Origin of the sequence: Mycolicibacterium sichuanense (assembly GCF_033741125.1) — a bacterium.
Taxonomy (GTDB): Bacteria; Actinomycetota; Actinomycetes; order Mycobacteriales; family Mycobacteriaceae; genus Mycobacterium.
Genome location: NZ_JAWQPU010000018.1, coordinates 1 through 12240 on the forward strand (window position 1 = coordinate 1; position 12240 = coordinate 12240).

The 12240-nt window shown below is 67.0% G+C and carries 13 protein-coding genes; 7 read left to right on the forward strand and 6 right to left on the reverse strand.

From position 1 onward, the window contains the following. Window positions 1-327 precede the first annotated feature (327 nt). Together SBI80_RS27700 and SBI80_RS27705 are read left to right on the forward strand one after the other, a co-directional pair. Window positions 328-750: a DUF302 domain-containing protein gene (locus SBI80_RS27700; protein ID WP_318978342.1), complete on the forward strand. Its 423-nt coding sequence runs from the start codon at window positions 328-330 to the stop codon at window positions 748-750. 230 nt (window positions 751-980) lie between these two features. Then, window positions 981-1382 (forward strand): hypothetical protein, encoded by a 402-nt coding sequence (locus tag SBI80_RS27705; protein WP_318978343.1) that lies wholly within the window; start codon window positions 981-983, stop codon window positions 1380-1382. A 344-nt stretch (window positions 1383-1726) separates the two neighbouring features. Here the strand turns inward: SBI80_RS27705 and SBI80_RS27710 are convergent, their stop codons facing one another. From SBI80_RS27710 to SBI80_RS27735, 6 genes are all read right to left on the reverse strand, one after another. Next, entirely contained in the window at window positions 1727-1996 is a 270-nt protein-coding gene (locus SBI80_RS27710) for a metal-sensitive transcriptional regulator (protein WP_318978344.1), read from the reverse strand. Window positions 1997-2156: 160 nt separating this feature from the next. Further along, on the reverse strand, window positions 2157-3044 hold the full coding sequence (gene lgt, locus SBI80_RS27715) for a prolipoprotein diacylglyceryl transferase (RefSeq protein WP_318978346.1): 888 nt from the start codon (window positions 3042-3044) through the stop codon (window positions 2157-2159). Between the two features lie 310 nt (window positions 3045-3354). Continuing rightward, entirely contained in the window at window positions 3355-3987 is a 633-nt protein-coding gene (locus SBI80_RS27720) for a peroxiredoxin (RefSeq protein ID WP_318978348.1), read from the reverse strand. Next, on the reverse strand, window positions 3984-4703 hold the full coding sequence (locus SBI80_RS27725; protein WP_318978350.1) for a class I SAM-dependent methyltransferase: 720 nt from the start codon (window positions 4701-4703) through the stop codon (window positions 3984-3986). Before SBI80_RS27725 ends, SBI80_RS27720 begins: the two co-directional genes overlap by 4 nt. 7 nt (window positions 4704-4710) lie before the next feature. Next, a complete protein-coding gene (locus SBI80_RS27730) occupies window positions 4711-5913 on the reverse strand; it encodes an NAD(P)/FAD-dependent oxidoreductase (RefSeq protein WP_318978351.1) in 1203 nt (400 codons plus the stop codon). Between the two features lie 37 nt (window positions 5914-5950). Further along, a complete protein-coding gene (locus tag SBI80_RS27735; protein WP_318978352.1) occupies window positions 5951-7324 on the reverse strand; it encodes an MBL fold metallo-hydrolase in 1374 nt (457 codons plus the stop codon). Between the two features lie 129 nt (window positions 7325-7453). On the opposite strand from SBI80_RS27735, the gene SBI80_RS27740 reads away from it, so the two are divergent. From SBI80_RS27740 to SBI80_RS27760, 5 genes are all read left to right on the forward strand, one after another. Next, window positions 7454-8233, forward strand: coding sequence for a GntR family transcriptional regulator (locus SBI80_RS27740; RefSeq protein WP_318978354.1), 780 nt, complete (start codon window positions 7454-7456; stop codon window positions 8231-8233). A 42-nt stretch (window positions 8234-8275) separates the two neighbouring features. After that, entirely contained in the window at window positions 8276-8614 is a 339-nt protein-coding gene (locus SBI80_RS27745) for a rhodanese-like domain-containing protein (protein WP_318978355.1), read from the forward strand. A 2-nt stretch (window positions 8615-8616) separates the two neighbouring features. Beyond that, window positions 8617-9474 carry a sulfite exporter TauE/SafE family protein gene (locus tag SBI80_RS27750; RefSeq protein ID WP_318978357.1) on the forward strand — a complete coding sequence of 286 codons (858 nt, stop codon included), beginning with the start codon at window positions 8617-8619 and terminating at the stop codon, window positions 9472-9474. 358 nt (window positions 9475-9832) lie between these two features. Then, entirely contained in the window at window positions 9833-11044 is a 1212-nt protein-coding gene (locus tag SBI80_RS27755) for a L,D-transpeptidase (RefSeq protein ID WP_318978374.1), read from the forward strand. Between the two features lie 275 nt (window positions 11045-11319). After that, window positions 11320-12222, forward strand: a complete 903-nt coding sequence (locus tag SBI80_RS27760; RefSeq protein ID WP_318978377.1) for a cation diffusion facilitator family transporter — start codon at window positions 11320-11322, stop codon at window positions 12220-12222. Window positions 12223-12240: the final 18 nt, after the last annotated feature.

A 12240-nucleotide genomic window follows, 5' to 3' on the forward strand; every position in this document is an offset into this window, starting at 1 on the left:
CGTCGCCAACGGCAAGGCCGCGAGGGATGAACACCCGACGGTCCACGGCGTCTATCAAGATCGGCGGCTGTTCGTTTCTAAGTAGAAACGAGACAGCGCGACCTGGGATTACACGGTTGGGGGAGTAGCTCTCTGAGGGGTGTCTCTTTTCTCTAGTAATGGGAACCACAGGTTATCCAACCGACCGTGTACGGTGGCGTTGGTGGCTGTACCCCCCCGGGTATAAGGATGCGGTCCGGCATGACGAGCAGGCCGCGATCGATCCCTGGGTTAGCTGGGGTTGACCCATCAGATAACTCGCCCAGGTCTGAAGAAAGAAGGAAAACGATGCCACTCGCCCTATCGACCACACTGCATACTTCGTTCGAGGATGCGGTGGAACGAACCCGGAAAGCGTTGGCCGATCAAGGTTTCGGTGTGCTCACCGAGATCGACATGAAGGCCACGCTGAAAGCCAAACTGGGTGAGGACATGGAGGACTACCTGATCCTGGGGGCTTGTAACCCGGCGCTGGCCCACCGCGCGGTCACAGTTGACCGTCAAATCGGCCTGCTCTTGCCGTGCAACGTCGTCGTGCGCACCGACCCCGAGGCCGGTGACGACACAGTGATCATCGACGCGATGAACCCGCAGGTGATGGTGCAGGTCTCCGATCAACCCGGGCTGCGCGCGGTCGCCGACGACGCCGCAGACAAGCTGCAGGCAGCGATCGACGCCCTCGGTCAGACCACCGACAAGCGGCCGATCTGATGTCAACCCAAGCACCAAATATCCTGCAGTACTGGTGGTGGCCTGCAACCGAGTTGTCGACCGGGCGTCCCCGGCGACGGGCAAGCACAGAAGTTCACCCCGTCGTGGTGCGGCGTGTCAGTGGGGTTCAGGTCACCGCGTTCCCACACCTGGAGCGTGACGGGCACTGTGCACGGCGAATTCTTGGCGGCGGCGCACCCATCGCTCGGCTCACCGGGGCATGGTGACGTATGACCGAAACACCTGAATCCCGGACCGAACCGACAGCCGCGGCCACGGATCGGGGGAATGCGGGATCATCGGCCCGACACGACCACGACCGGCCCAACAGGCTCAACCGGATCGCGGCACTGGTGGGCATCGTGGCCGGTGTCGTCTTCATCGTCGCGACGATCTTCTTCTCCGGGTTCGTCCTGGGCGCGCACTCAGGCGGCTCCTTTGGCCGCGATCATCGCGGCGACGAGTTCGCGACGAGGAACCGCGACGACGGCGGACAACCGATGGGCCCCGGCGGAATGATGGGACCGGGCGGAATGATGGGACCGGGTCAAGTGGGCCCCGGTCAAATGGCCCCCGGTCAGCAGCAGTCGCCCACGACGACGCCGGCCGGTCCGAGCTCGCCCCGCCCGTAGCAGAATCGGCCGAGTTTGTTTGACCCCCGCAGAAAAGGGCGAGTACCGGATGACGCGTCGAACACGTCCAATACCGTTCTGCCTGCCGCACTGGTCAACTGGTGGCGAACGAGTTTTCTCGGGCTGGTGGTCGATGGAGGATTCGGCGCAGGGGGCAGTGCGCGTATCGGTTGCAGGCGAAGGACATTCCCGCGGCGAGCATCGTCACGGCGTCAGCCACGCTCTCAGATTTTTATTGCGGAACCGCCGAGTCGTCGCCGTCGACTCCATCGAGGCAATACCCTTGGGGGTATCCATCTGATTTCGCCCGGCGGGCACGTAAAAGCCAAGGGGGCCGTCGTGTCTCAGGCAAGCGCGAGGAATAACTTCTCGAGTTCGGCTTCGCTCATCGGCGGCCCACCCTCGGGCGTCTCCCCCATGAGGCAGTGCCGCATCCCGGTCGCGACGATCTTGAATCCCGCTTTGTCCAGTGCGCGCGACACCGCTGCCAATTGGGTGACGACGTCCTTGCAATCGCGACCTTGCTCCACCATCGAGATCACCCCGGCGAGTTGCCCGTGCGCGCGGCGGAGGCGGTTGAGAATCAACGCCGCGCTGTCGTCGTCATCGACCATGTCCGTCGCCACCTACTCGTCGCAGTCACCCAGCCGGCGTGTCACCGGACCCGTCCATGATACCCGACGGGGTATTTCGACGAGCCGCGTTCGCGTTTATCGGCTCAGCCTGGACGACTGCGCGTGGGAGATCCTGGGAACCCACTTGCCGTGCGCGGTGCTACTCGGGGGATCTCTTCGGTTTGCGGGATGCCGGTGCCGACGGGTGGTGGGTGGTGGACGGTTCGTGGTTTGCGGCCGACTCCTCGGTCGCGGGTGGGTCCCGTCGCGGCCACAGCAGCACGGTCAGCGCCCCGAGAAACACGATCAGGGAGGTCCAGTCGTTGAGGCGCAGGCCGAGGAAGTGGTTGGCGTGGTCGATGCGCAGCGCCTCGATCGCCCCGCGGCCCACGGTGTAGGCGGCGACGTAGAGGGCGAACAGCTTGCCGCGGGGCACGGTGAAGCGACGGTCAACCCACAGCAGTAGCAGCGCGACGGCCACGTTCCACAGTGATTCGTAGAGGAACGTCGGGTGATAGAGGCCGATCTGCGGGGTGTCGGCGGGTCGGTGCGCGGGGTCGATCTGCACAGCCCACGGCAGCGTGGTGGGTCGGCCGTAGAGTTCCTGGTTGAAGTAGTTGCCCCACCGCCCGATCGCTTGGGCCAGGATCAGTCCGGGGGCGAGCGCGTCGCCGAAGTCCAGCAGGTGGATCCCGCGCCGTCGGCAGCCGATCCAGGCGCCGAGGGCGCCGAGGGCGACGGCCCCCCAGATGCCCAGGCCGCCGTCCCAGATGTAGAACGCCTTGATCGGATCCCTACCGGGCAGGAAGTACAGCTCGGGGTCGGTGATGACGTGGTAGAGGCGTCCCCCGACGATGCCGAAGGGGACCGCCCACATTGCAATGTCCAGGATGTCGTCGGGGTTCCCGCCGCGGGCCGTCCACCGCCGTTGGGTCAGCCAGATCGCGATGACGATGCCGGCGATGATGCACAACGCGTACGCACGGATGGGGATCGGCCCCACATGCCACACTCCCTGGCTGGGACTGGGCAGATACGCCAATACCATTCGTGACCTCTCGATTCTCGGGAACCGGACTGCGACCAGGATCGACGGTGCGAGTCCCGACACGGCGCGTGGCCAACGTAGCGCGCCGACCTGACCGAATCTGGGGCCCGTTCGAAATCGCCGTGGATGTGTGCGCGGGTCATCGGCACCGCAGAGGGCTGCGGCCCCCTCTCAGGCGGTGGCGGACCCCGATGTGGCCAGTGCGTGCGATCCGATCGCCGTCAGCAGGAGAACCCCCACATCGTCGGGGGTGGGTGGGTCAGTTCGGCGGTGTTCCCTTGCGAAGGGCAACGTGGAGACGCCGCCGAACCTATGCCGTCGGGTCTGGGGTGAGGCGCAGGTACGGCTTGAGCGCCGTGTATCCCGGGAACCGTTGGGCTGCATCGTCATCGGAGACTCCAAGGCCAATGATCACGTCGTCACCGGGCTGCCAGTCCGCCGGTGTGGCCACCGGTTGCGCCGCGGTGAGTTGGAGGCTGTCGATCGCACGCAGGATCTCGGGGAAGTTGCGCCCGGTGGCCATGGGGTAGGTCAGGGTGAGACTGATCTTCTTGTCGGGGCTGATCACGAACACCGAGCGGATGGTGCTGGTCTCGCTGGCGTTGGGATGGATCATGTCGTAGAGCGTCGACACGTTGTGGTCGGTGTCGGCGATCATCGGGAAGTTGATCTCCGTGCCCTGGGTCTGACCGATGTCACGCTCCCACTTCTCATGGGATTCCACCGAATCCACGGAAAGGCCGATGACTTTGGTGTTGCGCCGGTCGAAGTCGCCCTTGAGCCGTGCCACGGTCCCAAGCTCGGTGGTGCACACCGGGGTGAAGTCCCCGGGGTGGCTGAACAAGACGCCCCAGCAGTCTCCGAGCCAGTCGTAGAAGTTGATCACTCCCTGGGTGGTGTCTGCGGTGAAGTCGGGTGCGTCGTCTCCGAGATGCAAAGTCATGCCGTGCCTTTCACTGGTGACATTGGGTGGGGGTGTCCGGTGCTGATCGCGGGTGAACCGCCGTGATCGACACTTCGGCCATGGTCATGGTGGCCGAGACTTGATCGACCTGTGATTGGTGGTGGCGAGCTGTTCGTCCACCAGTTCCGGGCGTGTAGCACGACGTCGACTGTGGTGGTGGTGTCGACGTGGGAGCGCACGACGTGGGCGAGTTCGTCGATGCGCATGCCCTCGCACGCCCCTGCCAGGTCGGCAATGCCGGGGAAGTCGCCGTGCGCGGGTTCGCCCCGGCCACCGTCCACCCCGTCCAAGTGGGCGTGTCCGAGGTAGATCAGGTGCCCCCCGGGTGCGAGCCATGTTCTGGCCGAGGCGAGGAGCGCGAGGAGGTCGTTGGCTCGTAGGTGCAGGAAGCTGGCGAGGATCAAGTCGACCGGCTCGGTGGGTCGCCACCGTGTGACGTCATCGACGAGGTAGGTGACGTTCGGTCCGTCGGCGGTGGCGGCGATTTCGATGGCGACGCAGGAGAAGTCAACGGCTTGGACCGTCCAGCCCAATTCCGCGAGGTGGCGGGCATGCCGGCCCAAGCCGCAGCCCAGGTCGATCGCCCGCCCGGGCGGGAGTCGATCGATCCGCGAGGTCAGCGCCGCCTCGGTGGCCGAGCAGAAGGGGTGCTCGACCCCGGCGTAGTAGGCGTCCCAGCCCGGTGCGATCAACATGGCCGTCCTATGCCCGGCCGGTGAGGATCAGGTTCCAGTACATGGCGGGCAGGCCGTAGCGTTTGAGGTACCACATGTCGCGGCGTTCGTGGGTGGTGTCGATGAACGGGATCGACGGTGCGGGCGTCATGGTGTAGTCGAATTCGGCGAGCAGCATCTTGTTGCGCGCAGTGGTCAGCGGACATGACGCGTACCCGCCATAACTGGCCGGAAGGGGTTGTCCGGCGAGGCTGGCCCGAAGGTTCGCCGCCACCACCGGTGCCTGTTTGCGGATCGCGGCACCGGTCTTGGAGTTCGGCGAGGACCCAGCATCACCGAGGGCGAAGACGTCGTCGAATCGGGTGTGGCGCAGGGTGTTCTCATCGATCTGGACGTAGCCGCCCGGGTTGTCCGGGTCGGCCAGCGGGCTGGCCTTGATCCAGTCCGGGGCGGATTGGCGGGGCACGACGTGCAGCAGGTCATACCCGATCTCCTGGGTGGTGCCGGCGGCGTTGTCGGTGATGGTGACCGTGCGGGTGCCGGGGTTGACGGTGGTGACTTCGCTGCTCGTGCGGACCTCGATGCCGTAGCGGGCGGCGACGCGTTCGAGTTCCTCGGCGAATGTCTTCACCCCGAACATTCCGGGGGTGGGCAGGACCAGGACGATGCGGATGGCGTCCAGCACGCCGTGCTGGCGCCAGTAGTCCGCGGCCAGGTAGGCGATCTTCTGCGGCGCCCCGGCGCACTTGATCGGCCCGGCGGGCATGGTGAAGATCGCCGTGCCCGAGCGCATCTTCCTGATCAGCTCCCAGGTCTTGGGGGCGAGGTCATAGCGATAATTGCTGGACACCGCTGGCGTGTCCAGGGATTCGGCCATCCCGGGGATCGCGGTCCAGTCGAGTTGGATGCCGGGGCAGACCACCAGGTGGTCGTAGTGCACGTGGGTGCCCGACGCGGTAGTCACGGTGTGGGCGTCGGGGTCGATCTCCTGGGCCCGGTCCTTGATCCAGCCCACACCTTGGGGCATGACCGATGCCTCGGTGCGGGCGCTTTCCCCGGCCGGTGCGCAGCCGCCGCCGACGAGAGTCCACAACGGCTGGTAGTAGTGGGTGTCGGCGGGTTCGATGATCCCGATGTCGGTCAGCCCGGCGCGGCGCAGCCGGGCGGCCACGGAGATGCCGGCGTTCCCGCCGCCGATGATGGCGACCTGGTGGCTGATCGCGGTGGTCATGGAAGGCCTTTCGCAGATCGACGGATGTGGGGACGGGTCAGGCCTGAGTGGTCAGGCCGGCGTCGACGGCGCTGTCGAAGGAGTCGTCGATCAATACGACGTCGCGTCCGGCGCGGTCGAGCAGGCTGGCCGCGATCGACGCGCGGTAGCCGCTGGCGCAGTGCACCCACAGCTGTCCGGGCGGCAACGCATCGAGTTCGTCGAGCAACTGGTGCATCGGGACGTGGGCGGCGCCGGGAATGTAACCACCGGCGTATTCGTCGTCGCGGCGGACGTCGAGCAGCACCGCGTCGGTGTCGGTGGCGGCGGTGGCGTCGACGAGGACATCGGGGAGTTCGGCGAAGGTGTGCCGCGGGTAGGACGCCGTGGGTGCGCCCGCGCTCAAGTCCTCCGCGCTGCCGGTCGCGCTACCTTGCAGTTCGTCGACGCCGATGCGGACCAACATTCGCTGCGCCTCGGCGACCTGCTCGGCGGAGTCCCCGATCAGCGTCAACGGGGTCCCCCAGGGCATCAGCCACCCGAGGTAAGTCGAGAACTGTTGCCCCAGAGCGATACCGACGCTGCCGTGCACGTGGGAGGCAGCATGGGCGGTGCGGTCGCGCAAGTCGACCACCCACTCGCCGGCGTCGATGCGACGGCGTAGCTGGCCAGCGTCCAGCGGTGTCGGGGGCGACAGGTCCGGCGCGGCGGGTCCGCTGCGGTTGAGGCCGCCCATGTGGGCGTAGTACGCCGGGTAGGCGGTCAGGTTCGCGATCAGGGTGTCGACGAAGGCGTCCTCGTCGTCGGTGACCAGCGCATCGTTGCGGGTCTTCTCCTGCCCGATGGTGCCGCCGTCACCGCCGGCAGCCGACCCCGAGGAACAGAAACTGCCGAACCCGTGAGTGGGATACACCGGGGTGGCATCGGGAAGCTCGGCAGCCAGGCGACGGGCCGAATGGTACTGCGCGCGGGTGAGTTCCTCGGTGCGGTCGACGTCGACCAGGTCGGTCCGCCCGACGCTGCCGTAGAGCAACGAGCCGCCGGTGAACACCGCGGGTGTCTCGTCGCCCTGGGAGATGACGTAGGACAAGTGGGTGTCGGTGTGACCGGGGGTGGCCAGCACCCGGACCGTCATCGCTCCCACGGTGAGTGCGTCGCCGTCGGAGACCGCGAGCCGGTCGAAGGACACCTCGTCGGCGGCATTCACCACATACGGGCAGCCGTTGCGCATCGCCAGGTCGTACCCGCCGGTGACGTAGTCATTGTGAATGTGGGTTTCCACGACCATCGCGCACGCCACGCCGAGGTCGGCCAACACCTTCTCGACCCGGTCCACGTCGCGTTGCGGATCGACGACCACCGCGGAGGTCCCGTCGTGCACCAAATAGCTGCGGTCCCCGAGGTCTTCGGTGGCGATCACTTCGACGTGCATGGCAAGCTACTCCTTGATCGGTCGTACGGATGTACGTACATTAGGCTATGGTAGCGGATGTTGGTTCAGAATGCTCACCCCCTCACCGGACGCGGCCCCTTCAAGTGCCGATCGGAGACCAGGAGAACGGTGAACGATCTCAGTGCACGGATGGATCGGTCCAGCGCACTGCCCTTGTGGGCGCAATTGCACGCCGACCTGGTGGCACGGATCGGTGCGGGCGAGTTCTCGGCGGCATTTCCCGGTGAGCACGCCCTGACCGCGAGCTACGGGCTGAGTCGGCACACCGTCCGCGAGGCACTACGCCGCCTGCGCGCCGACGGGGTTCTGGTCGCCGAACGCGGACGCGCCACCCGCCTGGCGGAGGTCCCGGTGATCGAACAGCCCCTCGGGGCGCTCTACAGCCTGTTCGCCGCGGTGGAAGCCACCGGCCTGCGCCAGCACAGCGTGGTGCGGGCCTTGGAGATTCGGACCGATCCCACCGTCGCCGCGACCCTGCACATGGGACCGGACGCGCCACTGGTGTATCTGGAGCGGCTCCGCATGGCCGGCGAGCTGCCGCTGGCGCTGGACTACGCCTGGCTGCCCGCCGAGCTCGCCACACCGCTCCTGGAGGCGAGCTTCACCCACACCGCGCTCTACATCGAACTCGACACCCGGTGCGGAATCCGCCTCACCGGCGGACGCGAAGACGTCACCGCCGTGATGCCCGACCCCGCCGCCGCGGCGCTGCTCGACCTCGACGACCGTACGGCCGCACTGTCGATCCGACGGCTCAGCGTCATGGGCACCCGCCCCGTGGAACTGCGCCACACCGTCATTCGCGGCGACCGCTTCACCGTCAGCGCCCGCTTCTCCCCCAGCGAGGGATACACGTTCCTCACCGCCGAATCGCTATCCCGCAATTGACCGCTCTACATCCCCCATCCCCCACCAGCAAAGGACGACATCATGACCGAACCCGTGAAAGACCTCGACCCCACCACCGCAGCTCAGCTGATCGACAGCGCCACCGTCACCCTCGTCGACGTTCGGGAGAATGACGAATGGGCTGCCGGTCACGCCCCGAGGGCGGTGCACGTCCCCCTCGGTGATCTCGACCCCTCCGCCTACACCGACATGGCACCGCTGGTCGTGGTGTGCCGATCAGGTGGTCGATCGAGCAAGGCTGCCACCAAGCTCGCCGCCGCTGGGCTACCCGTACACAACCTGACCGGTGGGATGACGGCGTGGCAGAACGCCGGGCACCCCGTCATCCGTGATGACGGCACCCCCGGGACGGTCATCTAGAGATGCTCACCATCGTCGTCGCCAGCGCCTGCGGGGTGCTGATCGGCCTCTTCCTGGGCGCACTCGGCGGCGGCGGTTCCATCCTCACCGTCCCGGTCCTAGTGTCCTTGCTGCACGTGGGCCCGCAGTCCGCGACCAGTGCCTCGCTGATCATCGTGGGCATCACCTCCGTGATCGCCGCCATCGCGCACGCCCGCGGCGGACACGTCCGATGGAAGGCCGCCGCCATGTTCGGCGTCATCGGGTCGATCACCGCCTTCGGCGGCTCGATACTCAACCGCGCCGTCGACCCCCAAATCCTGCTGATCGCCTTCTCCGCGCTCATGGTGGTAGCGGCGGTCGCGATGCTGCGCCGCACCAAGAAGACCTGCGACTCCGAGCCCGAGCCGGGACACCCATCGGCCACGAGCACCACGAGCACCACACCCGGTGACGGCGACAACGAGTCACCCCTGGCCACCACTACCCGGCCGCGGGTGAACACCGCCCAAATCGGCAAGCTCGTCGCAGCCGCCCTGGTCGTCGGATTCCTGACCGGATTCCTCGGCGTCGGGGGCGGGTTCCTCATCGTGCCCGCACTGGTCCTGGCGTTGGGCTACTCGATGCCCGTCGCAGTCGGCACGTCGCTGGTCATCATCGCCATCACCAGCGCCGGCGCGTTCGCCGAACGCCTGGGCAGTGCCAGCATTCCCTGGCAGATCGTCGTGCCCTTCACCGTGGCCGCCATCGCAGGATCCTTCGCCGGCACCGCGGTCAGCGACCGCATCTCCGGCAACGCCCTGACCCGAAGCTTCGCGATCCTGCTCATCGTCATCGCTGTCTACGTCGCCACCACCGCAGGCCTGCAGCTCGCGCGATGACAGGAGCAGCCACGTGGGACAAGCGGCCCGAGACCATCGTGGACGGACGAGCAGTCACCCTTCAACGCCGAATCCGCCCCGTCGGCGCTGTGCGGGCGCGACATCCCCCGTGGACACCTTCTACAGCCGCAACCACGGACCGGCCCCGGAGTCGGGTGTGCACCCGAAACCTCCACTCGGCCTCCGTCGTTCACCGTCGAACCTCTTACCGCGGCGATCTACTACGGTGGTCCGCAGATACCGTGAAGAATGCCGCGTCAACGTCGACGAGCACCCTGGCCGTAACCCGCCGAGATTGGGGAGATGACCGTTGACGTTCGATCGCCGGGCCCGGGCCATTGGGCTTGCCGGGGTGCTGATGGTGACGGCGGTGCTGGGGTCGGTGACGCTGCTCGGGTCGGTGACGTCACCGCCGCCCCCCTCGTCGGGCAGCACCGCCGCCCCCACCAACGCGGTGGCCGCGCCGATGCCCGCCGCGGTGACGGTGACCCCGGGCGCGGGGGCACGTGACGTCGATCCGCTGGGTGCGGTGTTGGTGACCGCGACCGCCGGCCGACTCGGCGACGTGGCCATGGTCAACGAACAGGGCACGCCCGTCACCGGGGTGATGACACCGGATGGCACCGTGTGGAAACCCGCGGTGCCGCTGGGCTACGGGCGGACCTACACCCTGACCGCCACCGGGATCGGTACCGACGGAATCCCGACGACACGGGTGTCGACGTTTTCCACCCTGACACCGAGCAATCAGACCCGGGTGACCCTGACGACCACCGGGGGCAGTGCTCTGCGCGACGGCGCCGTCTACGGGGTCGGCACGGTGATCGTGGCCCACTTCGACGAACCCATCACCGACCGCGCCGCCGCCGAACGCCGACTATCGGTGACCACCACCCCAGTGGTCACCGGATCGTGGTACTGGCTCGATGACCAGAACGCGCACTGGCGCCCGCCTCGCTACTTCGCACCCGGCACCACCGTCACCGCGACCGCCGCCGTCTACGGCATCCCGCTGGGCGACGGTCTGTACGGCCAGGAAGACACCCGGGTCTCGTTCAGGATCGGTGACGCTCACGTGTCCATCGCCGACGACGTGACCAAGCAGGTCAGCGTCTACGACAACGGCGCCCTGGTACGCACGATGCCCACCTCGATGGGCATGGGCGGCAGCGAAATCATTGGCGGACAGACCATCACGTTCTGGACCCAGCCCGGCATCTACACCGTGATGGACAAGGCCAACCCGGTCATCATGGACTCCTCCACGTTCGGGCTGCCCATCAACTCCCGACTGGGTTACCGCGAAACCATCAGCTACGCCACCCGCATCAGCACCGACGGCATCTACCTCCACCAGCTCGAAAGCACCGTCTGGGCCCAAGGCAACACCAACGTCTCCCACGGATGCCTCAACCTCAACCCCGACAACGCCCAATGGTTCTACGACTTCTCCCAACCCGGAGACATCGTCGAAGTCCGCAACACCGGCGGCAAACCCTTGGACATCTGGCAAAACGGCGACTGGAGCGTGCCCTGGCCGACATGGCTCCAAGGCAGCGCACTGAGCTAACACCCCTCCCCGAACAGTGGCGTCGGGCCGAGCGCGGCCACCCCCCACGGGTCGCACAGGCTTCGGTGGGGTACGTTCAACAACAATTCATGCGCAACCATGCATGAATGCGTAGGGGTTGCCAGCACATACGGCGAGGGAGACACACCATGGTCACCAATTCCGGGCAGGCCGGAGCCACCTCGCCCCGGCCAGCGGAGCCGGGTGACGTCGCGTCGCCGACGAGCCCGCCTCCTGGTGGCGGCGGCCACGGACATGACGGGCACGGGCACGGGGTGTCCGCCGACGCCGACCGCAGATGGTTGGCGATCGCGCTGGGGCTCATTGTCGGGTTCATGGCCGTCGAGGTCGTCGTCGGGGTGCTCGCCCACTCACTGGCCTTGATCTCCGACGCCGGGCACATGCTCACCGACGCGGCATCCCTCGTGCTGGCGTTGGTGGCCATCCGCCTCGCCGCCCGCCCCGCCCGCGGCGTCTACACCTACGGATTCAAACGAGTCGAGATCCTCTCCGCCCAAGCCAACGGCCTCACCCTGATGTTGCTGGCGGTCTGGTTCGTCTACGAATCGGTACGCCGGCTCATCGACCCACCGCAGGTGTCCGGGCCGCTGGTGCTCATCACCGCGCTGGTGGGCATCGTGGTCAACATCGCCGCCGCATGGAGCATCAGCCGCGCCAACCGCACCAGCCTCAACGTCGAAGGCGCCTTCCAGCACATCCTCAACGACCTCTATGCGTTCATCGGGACCGCGATCGCCGGCGCCGTGGTCTGGCTGACCGGCTTCGCCCGCGCGGATGCGATCGCCGCACTGATCGTCGCCGCCCTGATGGCCCACGCCGGCTGGAACCTGCTTCGTGAATCCGGACGCATCTTCCTCGAAGCAGCCCCCGCCAACGCCGACCCCACCGTGATCGGGCCCCGGATCGCCGCGATCCCGGCCGTCACCGAAATCCACGACCTGCACGTCTGGCAGATCACCTCCGGTCAACCATCGCTGTCCGCGCACATCTTGGTCACCGCCGGGGTCGACTGTCATGCCGTGCGCACCACCATCGAAGCCGTCCTGCACGACGAATTCGACCTCGAACACACCACCCTGCAAGTCGACCACGCCGACAGCGGCAGCAACGGCGAGCACTGCGCCGAACCGCACGGCCCCATCCACCGCTCACCCTGACCGGATGGTTGCAGCACC